The sequence below is a fragment of the Pseudomonas umsongensis genome (assembly GCF_002236105.1).
In the GTDB taxonomy this organism is placed as follows: Bacteria; Pseudomonadota; Gammaproteobacteria; order Pseudomonadales; family Pseudomonadaceae; genus Aquipseudomonas; species Aquipseudomonas umsongensis.
The window spans coordinates 179,534-198,714 of record NZ_NIWU01000004.1; the positions used below are offsets into that span (position 1 = coordinate 179,534).

The window sequence follows — 19,181 nt, forward strand, 5'->3', positions numbered from 1 at the left end:
GACTTCGCGCCATCCTAACGCGCCCGTGAGGTTTGATGCAGCCCCTTTACCTTCATCGAGATAGACGGTGAGTACGAAACCCACTCTAATTAGCTTAGTGGCGAACTGACTGCTCCGTTGATAGTCGAAGCGGGTAACTTTTTGCCTTTCCCTGTTTTATCAAGGACACCCATGTCACTTTTTAAAATTGCCTCCGTGGCCGCTCTCGCCCTGACCCTTGGCGCTTGCCAGAGCCTGTTCCAGCCCAATTATCGCGCGCCGCTGGAAACCACCCGCGACGCCACCGAGCAGCTCAAGCCAGGCTGTTCGGACCAGGACTGCCCGCTGGTGAACATCGACACCCTGCACTTTCCCGCCGAGCCTGCGCTTGACGGCATCATCGAAAAACGCCTGCTGCAAATGACCCGCCCCTCGCCCGACGCCCCGGTGGCGCCGACACTGGCGGCCTATCGCGAACAATTTTTGCGCACCGCCGGCCCGCGCAACAGCAGCTATTTGCAGGCCAAGGTACGTGAACAGCATGACGGACTGGTGATCATCGAATTGTCCAGTTACCTGGACACCGGCGGCGCCCATGGCACACCGGGACGAGGTTTCATCAACTACTCGCGCCAACAGCAGAAAGTGCTGACGCTTTCGGACATGCTGGTGCCAGGGCAGGAAGAGGCGTTCTGGAAAGCGGCGCAGGTGGCGCACAACAGCTGGTTGATCAGCACCAAGCTCGATCAGGAACCGGAGTTCGTCAAGAGCTGGCCGTTCCAGAAAACCCAGAACGTGGCGCTGACCTATGGCGGGGTGATCCTCAAGTACGAAACCAGCAGCATCGCGCCTTACGCGCTGGGCCATGTCGAATTGAAGATCCCCTACCCTCGCCTGAACGGCATCATCAAGCCCGAGCTGTTTCCTGGCCGTAACTGAAGGCCCGCCCCAGCACCAACTGCAGCAGCCCTGCGAGGATCAACGCCGGCAGGGTTGCGCCAATATCCGGATACAGATTAGCCAGCAGGTGATAGGTGCTGACCCCGCCCAACCAGGCGAGCAGCGCCGGCCAGCGCAATGCAGCTGAGGCAACCTGGCCACTGCGCTTGCGCAGGATGAAGTGATCCACCAGCACCACGCCGAACAGCGGCGCGAACACCGAGCCGATCAACAGCAGGAAGTTCTGGTACTGGGCCAGTGGTGCCAGCAAGGCGATCAGGGTGCAGATCACGCCAATGGCCAAGGCCAGGTGCTCGACTTTCAGGCGCAATAGAATCCCGCTGGAAACGGCTGCCGAGTGAATGTCGGCGAAGGCGTTTTCCGATTCGTCCAGCAAAATCAGCAACAGTGGAATACCCAGGCCCGCGCCCGCCAATGCCAACAGCAAGGCATTGACTTCACCGCTCGGCGCGAACGCCAGAGTGTAGGCCACGCCCAGGCTCATCAGCCAGAAGTTACCGATAAAGAAGCCGATTGCGGTACCACCGAAAACGTTTTTCGCCCGCTTGCCGAAACGCGAGTAGTCGGCGATCAGCGGCAGCCACGACAGCGGCATCGCGATGGCAATGTCAAAACCCACGGCAAACGGCATCGAACCGTCGCCTGCCTGGGCCCACAAGGCGGCCAGGTCGGCCTTGGCGAACAGGTTCCAGGTCAGCCAGGTGCACGCTGCCAGCAGCAGCCAGATGCCCCATTTGCGCAGGATCTGGCGCACGAAGGTCAAGGGGCCGCTGACGGCCAACAGGGTCGCAAGCGCGCCGAAAAACAGCGTCCACAGCACTGGATTGGACAGCGCACTGCCATCGCTGAAGGCCTTTGCGCCCAACAGGCTGGCGGCATCGCGCATGACGATGATCTCGAACGAGCCCCAACCGATCAGCTGCAGCAGGTTCAGTACGGCTGGCAGGCTCGCACCACGATTGCCCAGGCTGAGCTTGAGCGCGGCCATCGACGACAGGCCGGTATCGCTGCCGATCACGCCGACGGCGGCCAGCAACAGGACGCCGACCAGCGTGCCGAGGAAAATAGCCAGCAACGAGCCGGACAGACCCAGGCCTGGTGCGAGCAGCGCACCGGTCTGCAAGACCATCAGGCCGATGCCGAGAGAGAACCACAGGGAAAACAGATCGCGACCGCCGAACACACGCTTGTCGGCTGGCACCGCGATGCCAGGTGAATAAGTACTCGGTTGAATGCTCAAGGGTGTTATCTCAGAGGGACATTTGTTGTGATGTGTGATCGTTCCCACGCTCTGCGTGGGAATGCCTCAAGGGACGCTCTGCGTCCAGTGGCGCGGAGCGTCACGGGCTGCATTCCCACGCAGAGCGTGGGAACGATCAGCACGAGGTTGTCAGATCAAACTTTCTGGTAAAGCTGACTGCCTTCCTGCTTGAAGCGCTCGGCCTGTTCGGCCATGCCTTGGGCGACGTCCACGTCCACCGCTTCGATCCGTTGGTTGGCCGCATACTCGCGGACTTCCTGGGTGATCTTCATCGAGCAGAATTTCGGCCCGCACATGGAGCAGAAGTGCGCGACCTTGGCCGAATCCTTCGGCAACGTCTCATCGTGATACGAACGAGCGGTGTCCGGATCCAGGCCCAGGTTGAACTGGTCTTCCCAACGGAATTCGAAACGCGCCTTGCTCAAGGCATTGTCGCGGATCTGCGCTCCGGGATGTCCTTTGGCCAGATCGGCGGCGTGCGCGGCGATCTTGTAGGTGATGATCCCGGTCTTCACGTCATCCTTGTTCGGCAGGCCCAAGTGCTCTTTCGGCGTCACGTAGCACAGCATCGCGCAACCGAACCAGCCGATCATCGCCGCACCGATGCCGGAGGTGATGTGGTCGTAGCCCGGCGCAATGTCGGTGGTCAGCGGGCCGAGGGTGTAGAACGGCGCCTCGTCGCAGCACTCGAGCTGCTTGTCCATGTTCTCCTTGATCAACTGCATCGGCACGTGGCCCGGGCCTTCGATCATGCACTGCACGTCGTGCTTCCAGGCGATCTTGGTCAGCTCGCCGAGGGTTTCCAGTTCGCCGAACTGCGCTTCGTCGTTGGCATCGGCAATCGAGCCCGGACGCAGGCCATCGCCCAGCGAGAAGCTGACGTCGTAGGCCTTCATGATTTCGCAGATGTCTTCGAAATGGGTGTAGAGGAAGTTCTCCTTGTGGTGCGCCAGGCACCACTTGGCCATGATCGAACCGCCACGGGAAACGATGCCGGTCACGCGCTTGGCGGTCATCGGCACGTAGCGCAGCAACACTCCGGCGTGGATGGTGAAGTAGTCGACACCCTGCTCGGCTTGCTCGATCAGCGTGTCGCGGAACAGCTCCCAGGTCAGGTCTTCGGCCACACCACCGACTTTTTCCAGGGCCTGGTAGATCGGCACGGTGCCGATTGGTACCGGCGAGTTGCGGATGATCCATTCGCGAGTTTCGTGAATGTGCTTGCCGGTGGACAGGTCCATGACCGTGTCCGAACCCCAGCGAATGCCCCAGGTCAGTTTCGCCACTTCTTCTTCGATTGACGAACCCAGGGCACTGTTGCCTATGTTGCCGTTGATCTTCACCAGGAAGTTACGGCCGATGATCATCGGCTCCAGCTCGGTGTGGTTGATGTTGGCCGGAATGATCGCGCGACCGCGGGCAATCTCGTCACGGACAAACTCTGGCGTGATGATTTTCGGCACGCTGGCGCCGAAGCTGTGTCCGGCGTGTTGCTGGTCCAGCAGGCCGGCGGCGCGGGCCACTTCCAGCTTCATGTTTTCGCGGATGGCGACGTATTCCATCTCGGCGGTGATGATGCCTTTGCGCGCGTAATGCATCTGGCTGACGTTGGCGCCCGGCTTGGCGCGACGCGGGTTGTTGACGTGGGCGAAGCGCAGCTTGGTCAGTTCCGGATCGGCAAGGCGCTCCTGGCCGAAATTGGAACTCAGGCCACTCAGGCGCTCGGTGTCACCGCGGGATTCGATCCATGGCGAGCGCACATCGGCCAAGCCTTTGCGCACATCGATGATGACATTGGGATCGGTGTAAGGGCCCGAGGTGTCGTACACCACCACCGGCGCGTTGACCTCGCCTCCGAAGTCGGTCGGCGTCACGTCCAGGCTGATTTCGCGCATCGGCACGAGGATGTCCGGGCGAGTACCCTGGACATAGATTTTTTGCGAACGGGTAAACGGCTGAACCGATTGTTGATCGACCTTGGCCGAGTCACTCAGGTTGGTGGCGATTTTTGCTTTTGTAGTCATCACGGGCTCTCCAGACAGCATCCAGGCAGTGGAATTTTGTCGGAGCGAACCTGTAAACGAATGGACGCACGTGCGCTGGGAAAACCAGCTGTGCTGTGCTCAGTGCTCGAGGGGTGTTCGATTGTCGAACAACATCCCGGACGAAGCACAAGAGGACTCGCCGGGTGACGAGAAATCTTGTTCCCTACGCAGGCGCTAACCTGATCAGGTTCAACGGGATCCGAAATTATTCGATCTCAGCCTCATAGCAAGGCACCCCGACAAGAACCCGGCCAGTCTAGACATAACTGCCCAAGAACGCCAACACCGCTGCAAACACCGTGATGAATGGCGCAATTACAGGATTGTTGCGGGACGAGCGCGCAACTACACTCGCTACGGCCACGCTGCGCATTGACGCTGCAGGTGCCGCGCCGTAGCCTTGGCGCTCAAATTATCAGCATAATCTTTTAGGGATCGCCTCATGCTGCGCAAACTCTCACTGGCCCTTGCCGTGTCTTGTGCGTCCAATGGAATGGCCTGGGCAGCAGAAGCGCCCTTATCGACCAAGACCGATCTGGTCAGCGTCTATCAGGAAGCGGTCAACAACAACGCCGACCTCGCCGCCGCCATCGCCCAATATGGCGCCCAGAAGGAAGTCGTGCCCCAGGCCCGCGCAGGCTTGCTGCCCAACCTGTCGGGCGGCGCCAATGTCTCCAACGTACGCACGGCCATCGACCAGCCTTCGGCCACGACCAACCGCAATGCGCATTCGTACCAGGCAACCCTGGCGCAACCGCTTTTCCGCGCCGATCGCTGGTTCCAGTTCCAGGCCGCCAAGGACGTCAATGAACAGGCTGCGCTGCAACTCTCCGCGACCCAGCAGAACCTGATCCTGCAGACCGCCGACAGTTACTTCAACGTGTTGCGCAGCCAGGACAACCTTGCCTCGACCAAGGCCGAGGAAGCCGCGTTCAAGCGTCAACTCGATCAGTCCAACGAACGCTTCGATGTCGGGCTCTCGGACAAGACCGATGTGCTCAACTCACAAGCCAGCTACGACACCGCACGCGCCAATCGCATCGTTGCCCAGCGCCAGGTGGATGATGCCTTTGAAGCCCTGGTGACACTGACCAACCGCCAGTACAACTCGATCCAGGGCATCAGCCACAACTTGCCGATCCTCCCGCCAGCACCGAACGACGCCAAAGCCTGGGTCGAAACGGCGGCCAAGCAAAACCTCAACCTACTGGCCAGCAACTACGCCGTCAGCGCTGCCGAGCAAACACTCAAACAGCGCAAGGCTGGACATGCGCCGACCCTCGACGCCGTGGCGCAGTACGAAAAAGGCGACAACGATGCGTTGGGTTTCAGCAACCCGAACGGCTTTCCCCAGGCCTATGGCGGTAACGTCGAGCAAACCACCGTGGGCCTGCAATTGAACATCCCGATCTACAGCGGCGGCCTGATCAACTCCCAGGTGCGCCAGTCCTATGCGCAACTGGACCAGACCGAACAGCAACGCGAATCCCTGCGCCGGCAAATCGTCGAAAACACCCGCGACCTTCACCGTGCGGTGAATACTGACGTCGAGCAGGTGCAGGCGCGCAAGCAGTCGATCATCTCCAACCAGAGTGCTGTGGAAGCGACGGAAATAGGCTATCAGGTAGGTACGCGCAACATCGTCGACGTGCTGGATGCGCAGCGTTCGCTCTACACCTCGGTACGCGACTACAACAACACCCGCTACGACTACATCCTCGACAACCTGCGCTTGAAGCAGCAGGCCGGTACATTGAACCCGGGGGATCTGCAGGATCTGGCACGTTGGCTCAACCCCAACTACAACCCGGACAAGGACTTCCTGCCGCCGGACCTGGCGAAGGCTGCGGCGGAACAACTCAAGGCCCGCCCCTGAGAAACTGTAGGAGCAGGCTTGCTGGCGAGGGCGATTTCAAGAACGCCATCGCCAGCAAGCCGGCTCCTACAGGTTAGCGGTCAATTAAACGGCCTAATCCATCCAGCAACCGCTGCAACGCCCCCTGATTGGTGCGCATCACCTTCAACCCCGCCTCGGCCATCCGCTGCGCATCCCGCGGAAATTCGAACAGCCGCTGCACCGCCACCGCCAGCCCTTGTGCATCCTCAACCTCCTGCAATGCGCCGGCACTGCGTAACTGCGCGGCAATTTCAAGGAAGTTGAACAGGTGCGGGCCACTGAGCACCGGTTTGGCCAAAGCCGCCGGCTCAAGCAGGTTATGCCCGCCATTAGGCACCAGGCTGCCGCCAACGAATGCGCTGTCGGCCAGGGCGTAGAGAAACAACAGTTCGCCCATGGTGTCACCCAATAGCACCGACGTGGCGGCGGTGACCGCTTCTGCGCTGGAACGCCGCACCGTGGCAAAACCCTGCTGGCGGCACAGTTCGAATACCGCATTGAAACGCTCGGGATGGCGCGGCACCAGAATCAGCAAGGCGTCGGGATGGCTCGCCAGCAACTGGCGATGGGCCGCCAGTACCACCTCGTCTTCGCCATCATGGGTACTGGCGGCGATCCATACCGGGCGTTCCAGTGCCTGCCATTGCCCGCGCAACTCGGCGGCACGTTGCAACAGTTGCGGATCGATGGTCAGGTCGAACTTGATCGAGCCGGTGACCTCAACGGTTTCCGCCCGCGCACCCAACTCACGAAAACGCTGGGCCTCGGCCTCGGTCTGCACCGCGAACAGGCTCATCTCGCCCAACATCGGCCCGGTCAGCTTACCGAAGCGGCCATAGCCCCTGGCCGAACGTTCAGACAGGCGAGCATTGGCCAGGGCCACGGGAATTCCCCGCCTGGCGCATTGATGGATATGGTTGGGCCAGAGCTCGGTTTCCATGATCACTGCCAGCTTCGGCCGGACCCGATCAAGAAAACGCTTGGCGGCGCATGGCAAGTCGTACGGCAAATAGCAGTGCTGGATGCGCGGTTCGTTGGCGAACAACGCCTGGATGCGCTCCGAGCCGGTCGGCGTCATGCAGGTCACGGTGATCGGCAGTTGTGGGTAACGCTGCAGCAAGGCCCGAATCATCGGCGCGGCGGCAATGCTTTCGCCCACAGACACCGCATGTACCCAGATCCCACCGGGCTTCATCGTCGGCATCCCGTAGGAGAAACGCTCGCCGATGCGCTTGGCATAGGCTGGTGCCTTGCGCGAGCGCAGCCACAGACGAATCGCCACCAATGGCAGCCCCAGGTAAAACAGCGCGGTGTAGAGAGTTCTATTCATGGCGGCGGAGTTTATCGGTTTTTTCACCGATAGCCTGCAAATGCACGGCAAAACGCTCCGCCAACCATCGAGCGGCCGGCCCGAGTGGCTCATCGCGGCGCCACACCAACTCAACCACCAAGGCCGGCGGGGTCCATTCGCTGGCCAATTCGACGATCAAGCCCTGGTATGCCGAGTACTGCACCACGTGCCGCGGCAGCCAGGCCCAGCCGAGGCCGCGTACCAGCCATTCGGCCATCACGTAAAAACTGTCGGCCCGCCAGACCTGCGGGCTGGCCGGTTCGCTGCCGGGGTAAATGCTGGACTGCGTGGACATCAGCAGCTGGCGATGCTGCGCCAGTTCCTGGCAATTCACTTCGGCCTTCGCCGCCAACGGATGCCCGACGCCACACACCGTGACCATCTCAACGCTGCCCAGCACCCGCCGTTCCAGGGCTTCAGGAATTTGATCGTGATAAAACAACAACCCCAGGTCGGCCCGCCGCTCCACCAGTTTGCGCGCCACATCGCCTTGGGCGGCGCTGGTCAGTTGCACTTCAAGGCTGGGAAATTTTTCCGCCAGGGCTTCAAAGCTTTCGATAACCGGCTGGTACGGCATGGCCTCGTCCTGTGCCAGGCGCAAGCGAGCTTCCTGGCCGCGCATCATCGCCAGCGCCCGGCCATTGAGGCGCTCGCATTGGCGCAGCACTTCACGCGCTTCTTCCAGCAAAGCGTTGCCGGCCTCGGTGAGTTTCGGCTGGCGACCGCTGCTGCGATCGAACAGGTTCACGCCCAGGTCTTCCTCCAGCAGTGCAATCGCGCTGCTAACCGCCGACTGGGCTTTGCGCTGGTCCCGTGCCACGGCAGAAAACGAACGCTGCTCCGCCACACCGACGAAAAGCCGCAGTTGTTCAAGATTCCATTGCATAGGGCAAACCCATCTTCTGAACAGATAGGTAATGACTTTACCGCATCTGGAGAATCTCTAGAATGCCGAACTCAGCAAGCAACACTTCATACGAGGATTGAACCATGACCGCTTACTACTACCTGGCCATTGCCATCTGCGCCGAAGTGATTGCCACTGTTTCGATGAAAGCGGTCAAGGGCTTCAGTACGCCGTTGCCGCTGCTGCTGGTCATCGTCGGCTACGGTATCGCCTTCTGGATGCTGACCCTGGTGGTGCGCAGCGTGCCGGTGGGCGTCGCTTACGCGGTATGGGCCGGCATGGGCATCGTGATGGTCAGCGTCGCGGCGTTGTTCATCTACGGGCAGAAGCTGGATGTGCCGGCAATGCTGGGGATGGCGATGATTGTGCTGGGGGTTGTGGTGATTCAGCTGTTCTCCAAGACTGCAGGGCATTAACACCTTGTAGGAGCCGGCTTGCTGCGGGCGGCGTTCCGACGATAGCGGTGAATCAGGACACCGTGTTGCAAGGATCGCCAGCAAGCCGGCTCCTACAGGGTCTGCTGTATCCCGTATACTGCGCCCTCGTCTTGAACACTGAGGTCGCTGCATGCCATCCGTTATTTCCACCGACGTTCTCATTGTCGGCGCTGGTGTTGCCGGCCTCTGGCTGAATGCGCGCCTGCGTCGCCAGGGCTTCTCGACCGTACTGGTGGAAAGCGCCAGCCTCGGCGGCGGGCAAAGTGTGAAGTCCCAGGGCATCATCCATGGTGGCGCCAAGTACGCTCTGCATGGCGCCCTGACCGGTGCCTCGGAAGCCATCGCCGACATGCCGCGTCGCTGGCGTGAAGCCCTGGCCGGGAATGGCGAACTGGATCTTTCGGGTGTGCGCCTGCTGTCCGAGGCGCACTACCTCTGGTCCCCGGGTACGATCGCCGGCAACCTCACCAGCTTCTTCGCCAGCAAAGCCGTGCGCGGTCGCGTCGATCAGGTCAAGGGCGATCAACTGCCGCCGGCCCTCCAGGACAAACGCTTCAAGGGCAAGGTCTATCGCCTGGCGGAACTGGTGATCGACGTACCAAGCCTGATCCAGCGCCTGGCCGACCTCGCGGGCGATGGCCTGCTCGCCGGCCAGAAGATCGAGCCGCTGCTGGAGGGTGGCGTGCTGGTTGGCCTGAAGGTGGACGAGCGCGAAATCCGCGCCCAACGCATCGTCTTGAGCGCCGGAGGCGGAACGGCGGCGTTGCTCGAAGCGTTGGGGCTGACCCAGCCCGCCATGCAACGTCGCCCGCTGCACATGATCATCGCCAAAGGCCCAAGCCTCAAACCGCTTTACGCCCATTGCCTGGGCGGTGGAACCAAACCACGCATTACCGTGACCACGCACCCGGCGGCCGATGGCCAGTGGGTCTGGTACCTGGGCGGCGATATCGCCGAAACCGAAGGCGTGAATCGTGAGCCGGCCGAACAAATCGCCACCGCACAGAAAGAACTTGGCCAGTTATTGCCATGGATCGACCTCAGCACGGCGCGATGGGCAACGTTGCGTGTAGACCGTGCGGAACCACTGCAATCGGGGCTGACACGTCCCGACAACGCCTTCGTGGCCGAGGAAGGTCGCCTTCTGGTGGGCTGGCCAACCAAGCTGGCCCTGGCGCCGGACTTCGCCGACCGCGTCATCGCCAGCCTTGACCGCGATGGCATTCAACCGGGTCCTATCACCGCTTTGCCGCCACTGCCAAGACCGCCGATGGCCATCCCGGCCTGGGAGCAATTGCTGCCATGAGCCAACCGACTCTGCACGACTTGCATCGTCCCCTGGGCAGCACCGGCCTGCTGGTATCGCCCCTGGGCCTGGGCACGGTAAAACTCGGCCGCGACCAAGGCGTGAAGTACCCCAATGGCTTCCAGATCCCCGACGACAATGAAGCGCGGATGTTGCTCAAGCTCACGCGCGACCTGGGAATCAACCTGATCGACACCGCGCCGGCCTATGGCCGCAGCGAAGAGCGCCTTGGCCCGTTGTTGCGTGGTCAGCGTCAGGATTGGGTGATCGTCAGCAAGGTCGGCGAAGAGTTTACCGACGGCCTGTCCCGTCACGACTTCAGCGCCGCGCACACCCGTTTTTCTGTCGAACGCAGCCTGCAACGCCTTGAGACTGACTTCATCGACCTGGTGCTGGTGCACTCCGACGGCAACGACCTGGCGATCCTCGCTGAAAGCGAAGTTTATGCCACGCTCGCCGCGCTCAAGGCCGAAGGCAAGATCCGTGGCTTTGGCTTTTCCGGCAAGACAGTCGAAGGCGGCTTGAAGGCGCTGGAGCAAGGTGATTGCGCAATGGTCACCTACAATCTGAACGAGCAAAGCGAAAAAGCGGTCATTGACTATGCTGCTGCTCATGGCAAAGCCATTCTGGTCAAAAAAGCCCTCGCCAGCGGTCATGTGTGCCTGAGTCCAGGGGTGGACCCGGTGCGCGCCAGTTTCCAATTGTTGTTCGAACATCCCGGTGTGGCCAGCGCTATCGTTGGAACGATCAATCCGCTGCACCTCGCCCATAACGTGGCGACCGTTGCCCAGGTCCTACGTAGCAACTGATGCCGCCTCACGCGGCCTAAAGCAGGAGCCGACATGCCGCGTACGCTCATTAGAAAGAACCCGAGCAACTTCAAGACCCTGCCGTTATTCGTCGAAGCGACTCCCGAAGGCCTGAGTTATCAGAGCGTCGGGAGACCGTTGAATTTCGCCCAGATCCTGCAGCGTCGACGCCCGGTGAGCGTCGCCGATAAGGAACGGTTTTCCCTTGAATTGGCCAACCTTGGGGTCTCTGTACGCCTGACACTGCATTGGCAGAATCGCGATTACTGGGTGCTGGTGCGTCAACGGCGGCAGGATCGCGGCGACGTGGTGCTCAAGCTGATTTCCGGCTACGTGCCCGCCCATGAGCTGAATTTGCCGCTGCACACCGCCATTCAGGAAATCGCCGAAGAATGCCTGCTGGAAACCCCGGAAGGCTGGCTCGGCGGGCGCTTCAACGACACCTGGTTACCCGCCCCCTACTCGAGCGCACTGCACTACCGCGAAGCCCTGCCGTTTCGCCTGTCGCCGCTGTCCGGCTCGGCGCGTCCGGTGCGCTGCGCCAACCTGCCACTGATCGAACGGCCTCGGGCCTATGTGCACTTGCCGACCGCATCGCTGCAATTGATTTACGATTTACGCCTGGAGGTCCCCAAGGAAGCCAAATCCCTGAGCCTGTTTCACGTCGACGAACGACTGGAAGGCGATCAACTGGTGGCCCGCCTGGATCGCAAGCGCCCGGATCTGTACCTGATGCCGTTGAAGGATGGCCATCCCTTGGCCGAGCTCTACACCTTGAAAAAGGATCAACTGCACCCAGCAAGCACCCGTGGACTGTACCTGGCCGAAAGCTTTGCCAGGCAGGAAGGTTGGCTGGTGAAAGATGAGCGGATTCGCTGGAAAGACTGGGTACGGCAGCAGGGCTTGACGCCGCCAACGAAGGATTCGGGATTGGCGCGGTTGCGTGGCAAGGCCAAGCAACTGCTGAAGAAGATAGTACCGCGTAAGGCTGCGCGCCCCTGATCGTTCCCACGTGCAAGCCCGGGACGCAGAGCGCCCCAACAGCCGACGCAGAGCGTCCATAGTGGCATTCCCACGCAGAGCGTGGGAATGATCAGGAGAAGGGCTGTGTCATTCGGACTTGCGGATCTTCTCGACAATTGCAGTCGTGGAACTGTTTTCCACCAACCCCAGCACTTTCACCGTCCCGCCGTAAGCGGTCACGATGTCCGCACCGACCACTTGGTCAATCCCGTAGTCCCCACCCTTGACCAGCACATCCGGCTTCACCTCGCGCAGCAAGTTCTCCGGCGTGCCCTCAGCGAAGCTGATCACCCAATCGACGGCACCCAGGCCTGCCAGCACCGCCATGCGTCGGTCGACACTGTTGATCGGACGGCCAGGCCCTTTCAGGCGGCTGACCGACGCATCGTCGTTGACCGCAACGATCAGGCGATCGCCCTGCGCCCGTGCTTGCTCCAGGTACGTCACGTGCCCGGCATGCAGGATGTCGAAGCAACCGTTGGTGAAAACGATCTTCTCGTTATGCGCACGCGCATCATCGACTGCCAGTAATAGCTGCTCCAGGCCCAGCACACCGCGCTCGGAACCCTGATCGCGCTGGATGGCACGCCGCAATTCCGGCGCGCTGATGGCCGCCGTACCGAGCTTGCCGACCACGATGCCTGCCGCCAGGTTGGCCAGGCCCACTGCGTGTGGCAGTTCCTCGCCAGCAGCAATCGCCGCTGCCAAAGTGGAAATTACCGTATCGCCAGCACCGGTCACGTCGAACACTTCACGGGCACGTGCCGGCAGGTGCAATGCTGGATGATCCGGGCGCAGCAAGGTCATGCCGTGTTCGCCACGGGTCACCAGCAAGGCGCCCAGGTCCAGGTCGTGCATCAGCTTCGCGCCTTTGTTCACCAAATCATGCTCATCGACGCAACCTCCGACGATGGTTTCGAACTCGCTGAGGTTCGGCGTGATCAGGCTCGCACCGCGATAAATGGAAAAGTCCTTGCCCTTGGGATCCGCCAGCACCGGAATGCCTCGGGCACGGGCGGCCTGGATCAACGCCTGATGGTTTTTCAGCGCGCCCTTGCCGTAGTCGGACAGTACCAGCACCTTGATGCCTTCGAGCAGTTCATCGACCTGCACGGACAACGCCAAAGCGTCGGTGGCGAAGGGTTCTTCGAAGTCGATGCGCAGCAGTTGCTGGTGACGACTCATGACCCGCAGCTTGACGATGGTCGGCTGGTGGGCAATGCGCTGGAACAACGCGCGCACACCGGCACCCTTGAGACTATTGACCAGGCTGTCGGCGGCTTCATCGTCGCCGGTCACTCCGACCAGCGAAGCCGGCGCGCCGAGGGCGGCAATGTTCAACGCAACGTTGGCGGCACCGCCCGGGCGGTCCTCGATGTGATCGACCTTGACCACCGGTACTGGCGCCTCAGGGGAAATCCGTGAGGTACCACCATGCCAGTAACGGTCGAGCATGACATCGCCGACCACCAAGACAGGGGCTTGATCGAATCGCGGCATGGACAACTTCATGGAGCAACCCACATACAAAATGAACAGGGGCGCGATATTAACACAGGGTGAGTCAGGCTCACCCTGATGTCGGTATCAGGCGATGTCTTCGGCCGGCGTATCGAGCCCCATCGCATGCAGCCGCGAATAGTAGCCATTTTGCGCCAGCAATTGAGAGTGGGTCCCACGCTCGACGATTTCGCCGTGGTCCATCACCAGGATCAGGTCGGCCTTTTCGATAGTCGACAACCGGTGAGCGATGACCAGCGTGGTACGACCCTTCATGACTTGATCCAGCGCTGCCTGAATGTGGCGCTCGGACTCGGTATCAAGTGCCGAGGTTGCTTCATCGAGAATCAGCAACGGAGCATTTTTCAACAAGGCCCGGGCAATCGCCAGGCGCTGGCGCTGACCGCCGGACAGCAGTACGCCGTTTTCCCCGACCTGGGTATCCAGGCCTTGCGGCATCTGCGCGATGAAGTCCATTGCATAGGCGTCCGCGGCAGCCTTTTCAATGTCTTCGCGAGGTGCACCAGCCAAATCGCCGTAGGCGATATTGTTAGCGATGGTGTCATTGAACAGGGTCACATGCTGTGTGACCTGCGCTACGTGCCGACGCAGATTGCGCAAGCGATAGTCTTCGATTTCAACATCGTCGAGCAGGATCTCACCAACTTCATGATGGTAGAAGCGCGGTATCAGGCTGGCGAGAGTCGATTTGCCGCTGCCAGAGCGACCCACCAGGGCGATCATCTGTCCCGGCGCGGCGGTAAAGCTGATGTTCTTCAGCACCTCACGCTCTGTGCCTGGATAGGTGAAGCTCAGGTTGCGTACCTCCAGATAGCCGTTGACGCGATCACGTTCAACGGTTCCGTTGTCGACTTCCGGCTCAACGTCCAGTTGCTCGAAAATGCTTTCGGCACCAGCGACACCTTTCTGAATGGTCGAGCTGACTTCCGACAGCTGCCGGATCGGCTTGGGCAGCAGACCCGCCGCAGTGATGTAGGCCACCAGGTCACCGGCGGTTGCATCACCACGCAGGAGCAGCACCAGGAACATCAGAGCGGCCATGGCGGTGTAGATCACCAGCTGCAACATCGGCGTATAGACCGCACCGGTCTTGGTCATACGCAGTTGCTTGTCGGTGTTGCCCTGGCTGGCTTCGGCAAAACGCCGCTCTTCGTAGCTCTCGCCACCGAAACTGCGCACTACGCGATAACCCTGGATGGTCTCGGAAGCCACATGGGTCACGTCGCCCATCGCCACCTGGATCTTCTTGCTCTGCTTGCGGAATTTCTTGCTGGTATTACCCACCATGAATGCAATCAGCGGCAGGATCGCCAGCATCACGAGGGTCAGTTTCCAGTTCATCCACAGCAGGTAGGCAAACAGGAAGACCACGGTAAGGCCTTCGCGGATAACTACCTTGATGGCATCGGTGGCGGCACCGGTCACCATGGTCACGTTGAACGTGATTCGCGAGATCAGATGCCCGGAATTGTGGGTATCGAAGTAGCGATTCGGCAGGACCAGCAATTTATTGAACAACTCGACGCGCAGGTCATGCACCAGCCCCAATGACACCTTCGCCAGGTAATAGTTACCGAGGAAGGAGCCCAGGCCTTGCCACGCCGCGATCAGGATGATCAGCAATGGCACGGCCATCAGCAGCTGCAAGTCCTTCAGGTAGGGGACGTCGGGAAAGAGCACCGCTTCAGGATTGCTCAGGCCATCGACGAAATACTTGAGAATCCCCGCCAGCATCGGCTGTGTGGAGGCAAAGATCACGAAGCCCACGATACTCAGCAAGAAAAGACCGAGATAAGGTTTTACATAACCCAACAGCCGAAAATAGATTTTCAGGCTGGAGTCCTGTCCCGCTTTGGGCGGTGCGTCACTCATCGTAGAGCTCACTGGTTAGGAAGAACGCGAAATTTTATCACAAGCGTCAGGATTGACCCGCGCCCATACCAAAACACTGGCCAGGCCAATGGGCAACCAGCTGATAAACCATTCAGCCCTTGGCGTACCATTCAGGCTGGCGGCGTCAAACTGCATCGCCAGGGTAGAGAACAGCCATATGCCGATGATTCCCTTGGCATAGAGTGTTTCCCGAACCTTCCACGCTTCGCGCAGTACAGCGATCCAGGTCGCAGCCCACAACAATAATCCCGGCAGGCCCAATTCGATGGCCACATGGGTGAACAGGTTGTGCGCGTGGTCAAAATACTGCCCATCGGCAAACACCGTGTAGTGACTGCCAAGGCCCAGGCCCCGCCATGGGTGCTCGGCGATCATTTGCAGACTGGCCAACAGGATCTGCGGGCGATAGGAAGCGCCGCGCGCCAGTACCAGGGATTCGAAAAGCCAGAACGCAAGCATGGCGACGATCAGTGCGACCGCCGCAATGATGCGACTGCGCCGGTCACCGCACCAGATCGGCATGGCAAGTATCGTGAGAAACATTGCCAAGGCAGCGCCGCGGCTCTGGCTGAGCAGAACGAATAACCCCAGGAAACCCAACGCAACGGCACAAACCACCTGCATCGCGCCAGTACGTGGCGCCCAGAGCACCAGCCACACCGCAGCCAACCCGATGACGTAGCCGCCCAGAATCGGATGGGCCAATTCGCCCAACCCTTCCACACGTGAACTCCAGGCGTTGCCTTGCATCCCATAAAATTTGACGATCGCCACCAATGCAGTGACAGCCAATCCTATGCCTCCCCACTGCATGATGCGGATCACGCGCTCGGGGCGGGCACTGGCGAATACCGGGAAAAACAACAGGAATACCACGACGTACAGCACACGCTTGGCTGCGCGTTCCAGGTCAGGGGTATTCGACCAGGAAAGGCTGAGCAGTGACCAGATCACCAGCCCGAGCAACGGCAGGTAGATCCAGCGCTGGTCATGGAATAATTCCCGAAGCCGGGCCCGCGCGGGCCAGCAGAAGATGATTGCAGGCAACCAGAGAAACGCCACCAAGCCTTGTTGATAGAGCTTGTTGGTAGGCGCAATGGCGATGGCCAACAAAAACCACAAAAGACCTACTGCCATCCATGCTTGCGCCCAACGAGTTTCTTGCATCAAATTGCTCCTGTAAGCGTTCGCCTACCCAACCCGACATGGTTAAAGCTGAATTTTTTCGGCATCATTGCCCGCCACTGTGCCCCGTTCTTCCAACAAGGCTTTCTACGATGCAATGTTCCCGGCTCCCTCAAGCAGCCCTAGATCAATTGATTGACGGTGCCAAAGTACTCGAGGCCGACAGTTACGGGCCAAAAGTCTACCTGTTGCAAGATGGGAATATCCTCAAACTGTTTCGCCGCAAGCGTATTTTTTCATCTGCCTTGTTTCGTCCATACTCGAAACGCTTTATCGACAACGCGCTCGAACTGCAAAAGCTCGGTGTGCCGACCTTGCAGGTCCTGCAGTATTACCGACTGCAGGCGCCGGGCATGACAGCCGTGCTGTACCAGCCATTGCCAGGCCAGACCCTGCGCCAGGTCGCCAGCAAGGACGGATTCAACTGGCCGCAAGCCTTGCCAGAATTGGCCGCACTGATACGCAGCCTCCATCAATCGGGGATTTACTTCCGCTCACTGCATCTGGGCAACATCGTGATCACGCCCGACAATCGTATGGGCCTGATTGACGTGGCTGACATGCGGTTCCTGCGAGCCCCATTGCCTCGCCACTTGATCAAGCGCAACCTGCAGCATTTCGCACGCTATATTGCGCGCGAGAACCTGAACGACACCTTTCCGATGCAGGCATTGGAGCAGGCAGTGTTGCCATCATGAGAGTAGCGCACGGGCGGTCTGGCTGAAGCTCAGCCAGGCTTGATCCGGCGCTAACGCTTGGAATTGTTCAGCAGCGACCGCTTCGGCAGAGACACTGAACGCTCGCAAGATCGCTTCGCGCCACGCACTCACGTCATCAACCGGGGCATACCAGCCGCTATCGGCCAACTGTTCGCGAAACACCGGTAACTCACTGCACAGTACCGGAACGCCCGCCATGACCGCCTCCTGCATGATCAACCCCAGGCCTTCTTCCCGCGAAGGGATCGCCACCCAGTCGAAGGCACGATAAAGACGCGCCGCGTCATCCAGATGGCCCGGCAGCAAGACTTGCTCACGCAGTCCCAGCTCATCGATTCGCGCTTGCAGCGTGGCCCGAGCGCTGCCCTCCCCGACAATGACCAATCTCAGGTCGGCGCGCTTGTGCAATGCCCCCGCAAAGGCATCGAGCAGGCAAATGAAGCCCTTCTCCGAAACCAGGCGCCCCACCGCTCCCAATATTGGCCCTCCGGTCGCAGACAGGCCCAAGCGGCTCAACGCCTCTTCCCGAGGAAGTAAAGCGCTATGGAAAGCGGCAGGCTCAAAGGCACTGCGCAATGTCACGACCGGTACCTGCAAGTCACGATTCAGGGAAGTTGCGAGGGTGTTCGACACGGCAGCCAATGCCAGCTGGGAGGATGGGAGCTGTTGGAAGAGCGCTCGATCACCTGCATGCAGCCGCGTCGCCCCATGAAAAATGACCACTACACGGATATGCGGCAACCCCTTGAGTATCGGCAACAGCGTGCGCGCCACTCCCAACCCGTCAAGCAATAGCAAACGCGCGTCGCTGTCCTTGAGGGCGCGGTGAAACCGGGCGCGCATCCAGGGTTTGGTCAATCGCCAGAAATGCCGCCCTTTCAATTGGGCAGAAGTCAGCCCCCATTCACGGATCTCACCAACGTTCACTCCACATTCGCGCGCACCTCCCTGAAGCAACCAGGTTTTCACCGGGGCCGAGGGTAAGGCATGAGACAGTATCTGCTGATGCACCTTGTGGATCGAGGCAAATGGAGCACCACCGGCCCACATCACATTGAGAATACTCATAGGGCAAGCAGCCAATACAAAAGGTAAAGGGGATAAGCTGCGGTGTCGCTACTTGATGGTCCAGCCAATGCAGACTCCCAACAACAAAAACAAAACGAATTTGACCTGTTCGCGCCGACTACGACGCGCCTTGCGCTGTCGCTCGATAGGCGTTTGCACGTGCAGGCCAAACCCGGTGTGCATGACTGCGTCCGCTTCAAGCGTCAGGGCAGTCAGATTCAGCTGTGCGTATCGTTGTGACAGCGCTTTCTCTCCACCGTGCCCGGAGAATGGCGCGCACAATCGATATTCCTTTACCCTCCGCAGGCCCGGGTTCAGCGAGAACCCCTGCCACTGCGGCTTGTCGGAAATCAATGGATGGCAAGCCACTCCACCTACGACCTCACGCGGCCCCAGATGAATGTAGGGACTGTGAACCCGCAGATCATGAGTATAGCTACGCAGCCACACTTGCAGGATTTCCGGGCGCAATTGGAGAATGGTCATGGAGTCTTCCACAAACCCTGGGCGATAGAATTCCCAGTCATCCTCGCAATGGAAGATGTAGTTCGTGCTGACGTGTTCGTACGCCAGGTCGATTGACGCCAGTTGACCCAGCTTGGGTCGATTGACGAACACCGTGCAGTGTTCCTTCCAGTTAGCTGGAATGACCGCGTGAACGCCTTCGTCACCCGCATCCTCAGTGATGAACACTTCACGGATAGGGGCCGTATTGAATCGATCGAAGCTCTCGAGTGTAGTCTTCAGCAGATCCAGGCGACCACAGCTTGTGACCACTAGCGTGATGTCACTCTCGTGGGAAAAATGCACGGTTTTCTCA

General features: G+C 60.1%; 16 protein-coding genes and 1 riboswitch. Of the genes, 7 read left to right on the forward strand and 9 right to left on the reverse strand.

Annotated features, from left to right (window positions below; translation table 11 throughout):
* Window positions 1-171: 171 nt before the first annotated feature.
* The gene (locus PSUM_RS20620; protein ID WP_083350047.1) at window positions 172-918 is read left to right on the forward strand and encodes an RsiV family protein; all 747 of its coding nucleotides are present in this window, start codon (window positions 172-174) and stop codon (window positions 916-918) included.
* On the opposite strand, the gene cytX is transcribed toward PSUM_RS20620, so the two are convergent.
* Window positions 887-2,179 carry a putative hydroxymethylpyrimidine transporter CytX gene (gene cytX / locus PSUM_RS20625; protein WP_033045662.1) on the reverse strand — a complete coding sequence of 431 codons (1,293 nt, stop codon included), beginning with the start codon at window positions 2,177-2,179 and terminating at the stop codon, window positions 887-889. The two genes, PSUM_RS20620 and cytX, sit on opposite strands and share 32 nt — an antisense overlap.
* Before the next feature lie 155 nt (window positions 2,180-2,334).
* Window positions 2,335-4,224: a phosphomethylpyrimidine synthase ThiC gene (gene thiC, locus PSUM_RS20630; RefSeq protein ID WP_008063536.1), complete on the reverse strand. Its 1,890-nt coding sequence runs from the start codon at window positions 4,222-4,224 to the stop codon at window positions 2,335-2,337.
* 164 nt (window positions 4,225-4,388) lie between these two features.
* Window positions 4,389-4,494: riboswitch (TPP riboswitch) on the reverse strand.
* Between the two features lie 193 nt (window positions 4,495-4,687).
* Between thiC and PSUM_RS20635 the strand changes: the two genes are divergently transcribed.
* A complete protein-coding gene (locus tag PSUM_RS20635) occupies window positions 4,688-6,121 on the forward strand; it encodes a TolC family outer membrane protein (RefSeq protein WP_020798574.1) in 1,434 nt (477 codons plus the stop codon).
* A 73-nt stretch (window positions 6,122-6,194) separates the two neighbouring features.
* Here PSUM_RS20635 and waaA read toward each other — a convergent pair whose 3' ends face one another.
* Together waaA and PSUM_RS20645 are read right to left on the reverse strand one after the other, a co-directional pair.
* Complete coding sequence (waaA, locus tag PSUM_RS20640; RefSeq protein WP_020801204.1) at window positions 6,195-7,472, reverse strand: lipid IV(A) 3-deoxy-D-manno-octulosonic acid transferase; 1,278 nt, start codon at window positions 7,470-7,472, stop codon at window positions 6,195-6,197.
* A complete protein-coding gene (locus PSUM_RS20645) occupies window positions 7,465-8,379 on the reverse strand; it encodes a LysR family transcriptional regulator (RefSeq protein WP_083350046.1) in 915 nt (304 codons plus the stop codon). Before PSUM_RS20645 ends, waaA begins: the two co-directional genes overlap by 8 nt.
* A gap of 104 nt (window positions 8,380-8,483) precedes the next feature.
* On the opposite strand from PSUM_RS20645, the gene PSUM_RS20650 reads away from it, so the two are divergent.
* From PSUM_RS20650 to PSUM_RS20665, 4 genes are all read left to right on the forward strand, one after another.
* Window positions 8,484-8,816: a DMT family transporter gene (locus PSUM_RS20650; protein WP_008055699.1), complete on the forward strand. Its 333-nt coding sequence runs from the start codon at window positions 8,484-8,486 to the stop codon at window positions 8,814-8,816.
* 151 nt (window positions 8,817-8,967) lie between these two features.
* Window positions 8,968-10,143, forward strand: a complete 1,176-nt coding sequence (locus tag PSUM_RS20655) for an NAD(P)/FAD-dependent oxidoreductase (RefSeq protein ID WP_083350045.1) — start codon at window positions 8,968-8,970, stop codon at window positions 10,141-10,143.
* Window positions 10,140-10,952 carry an aldo/keto reductase gene (locus tag PSUM_RS20660; RefSeq protein WP_020801208.1) on the forward strand — a complete coding sequence of 271 codons (813 nt, stop codon included), beginning with the start codon at window positions 10,140-10,142 and terminating at the stop codon, window positions 10,950-10,952. The genes PSUM_RS20655 and PSUM_RS20660 overlap by 4 nt, the downstream gene beginning before the upstream one ends.
* Window positions 10,953-10,985: 33 nt before the next feature.
* Window positions 10,986-11,954, forward strand: coding sequence for a hypothetical protein (locus PSUM_RS20665; RefSeq protein WP_020801209.1), 969 nt, complete (start codon window positions 10,986-10,988; stop codon window positions 11,952-11,954).
* A 108-nt stretch (window positions 11,955-12,062) separates the two neighbouring features.
* Here the strand turns inward: PSUM_RS20665 and hldE are convergent, their stop codons facing one another.
* From hldE to PSUM_RS20680, 3 genes are all read right to left on the reverse strand, one after another.
* Window positions 12,063-13,487, reverse strand: a complete 1,425-nt coding sequence (hldE, locus tag PSUM_RS20670) for a bifunctional D-glycero-beta-D-manno-heptose-7-phosphate kinase/D-glycero-beta-D-manno-heptose 1-phosphate adenylyltransferase HldE (RefSeq protein ID WP_033039386.1) — start codon at window positions 13,485-13,487, stop codon at window positions 12,063-12,065.
* 75 nt (window positions 13,488-13,562) lie between these two features.
* Complete coding sequence (gene msbA, locus PSUM_RS20675; RefSeq protein ID WP_020796232.1) at window positions 13,563-15,368, reverse strand: lipid A export permease/ATP-binding protein MsbA; 1,806 nt, start codon at window positions 15,366-15,368, stop codon at window positions 13,563-13,565.
* 15 nt (window positions 15,369-15,383) lie between these two features.
* Window positions 15,384-16,556, reverse strand: a complete 1,173-nt coding sequence (locus tag PSUM_RS20680; protein WP_020796231.1) for an O-antigen ligase family protein — start codon at window positions 16,554-16,556, stop codon at window positions 15,384-15,386.
* Between the two features lie 110 nt (window positions 16,557-16,666).
* Between PSUM_RS20680 and PSUM_RS20685 the strand changes: the two genes are divergently transcribed.
* The gene (locus tag PSUM_RS20685; protein ID WP_033039387.1) at window positions 16,667-17,272 is read left to right on the forward strand and encodes a BUD32 family EKC/KEOPS complex subunit; all 606 of its coding nucleotides are present in this window, start codon (window positions 16,667-16,669) and stop codon (window positions 17,270-17,272) included.
* Here the strand turns inward: PSUM_RS20685 and PSUM_RS20690 are convergent.
* Together PSUM_RS20690 and PSUM_RS20695 are read right to left on the reverse strand one after the other, a co-directional pair.
* On the reverse strand, window positions 17,267-18,361 hold the full coding sequence (locus PSUM_RS20690) for a glycosyltransferase (RefSeq protein WP_020796229.1): 1,095 nt from the start codon (window positions 18,359-18,361) through the stop codon (window positions 17,267-17,269). The two genes, PSUM_RS20685 and PSUM_RS20690, sit on opposite strands and share 6 nt — an antisense overlap.
* Window positions 18,362-18,409: 48 nt before the next feature.
* Window positions 18,410-19,171 (reverse strand): hypothetical protein, encoded by a 762-nt coding sequence (locus PSUM_RS20695; RefSeq protein WP_020796228.1) that lies wholly within the window; start codon window positions 19,169-19,171, stop codon window positions 18,410-18,412.
* Window positions 19,172-19,181: the final 10 nt, after the last annotated feature.

What these genes read in the sequence shown, in the direction of transcription:
- PSUM_RS20620 (WP_083350047.1), top strand. Translation starts at nt 172, where the DNA reads ATGTCACTTTTTAAAATTGCCTCCGTGGCCGCTCTCGCCCTGACCCTT.
- thiC (WP_008063536.1), bottom strand. Translation starts at nt 4,224, where the DNA reads ATGACTACAAAAGCAAAAATCGCCACCAACCTGAGTGACTCGGCCAAG.
- PSUM_RS20635 (WP_020798574.1), top strand. Translation starts at nt 4,688, where the DNA reads ATGCTGCGCAAACTCTCACTGGCCCTTGCCGTGTCTTGTGCGTCCAAT.
- waaA (WP_020801204.1), bottom strand. Translation starts at nt 7,472, where the DNA reads ATGAATAGAACTCTCTACACCGCGCTGTTTTACCTGGGGCTGCCATTG.
- PSUM_RS20645 (WP_083350046.1), bottom strand. Translation starts at nt 8,379, where the DNA reads ATGCAATGGAATCTTGAACAACTGCGGCTTTTCGTCGGTGTGGCGGAG.
- PSUM_RS20650 (WP_008055699.1), top strand. Translation starts at nt 8,484, where the DNA reads ATGACCGCTTACTACTACCTGGCCATTGCCATCTGCGCCGAAGTGATT.
- PSUM_RS20655 (WP_083350045.1), top strand. Translation starts at nt 8,968, where the DNA reads ATGCCATCCGTTATTTCCACCGACGTTCTCATTGTCGGCGCTGGTGTT.
- PSUM_RS20660 (WP_020801208.1), top strand. Translation starts at nt 10,140, where the DNA reads ATGAGCCAACCGACTCTGCACGACTTGCATCGTCCCCTGGGCAGCACC.
- PSUM_RS20665 (WP_020801209.1), top strand. Translation starts at nt 10,986, where the DNA reads ATGCCGCGTACGCTCATTAGAAAGAACCCGAGCAACTTCAAGACCCTG.
- hldE (WP_033039386.1), bottom strand. Translation starts at nt 13,487, where the DNA reads ATGAAGTTGTCCATGCCGCGATTCGATCAAGCCCCTGTCTTGGTGGTC.
- msbA (WP_020796232.1), bottom strand. Translation starts at nt 15,368, where the DNA reads ATGAGTGACGCACCGCCCAAAGCGGGACAGGACTCCAGCCTGAAAATC.
- PSUM_RS20680 (WP_020796231.1), bottom strand. Translation starts at nt 16,556, where the DNA reads ATGCAAGAAACTCGTTGGGCGCAAGCATGGATGGCAGTAGGTCTTTTG.
- PSUM_RS20685 (WP_033039387.1), top strand. Translation starts at nt 16,667, where the DNA reads ATGCAATGTTCCCGGCTCCCTCAAGCAGCCCTAGATCAATTGATTGAC.
- PSUM_RS20690 (WP_020796229.1), bottom strand. Translation starts at nt 18,361, where the DNA reads ATGAGTATTCTCAATGTGATGTGGGCCGGTGGTGCTCCATTTGCCTCG.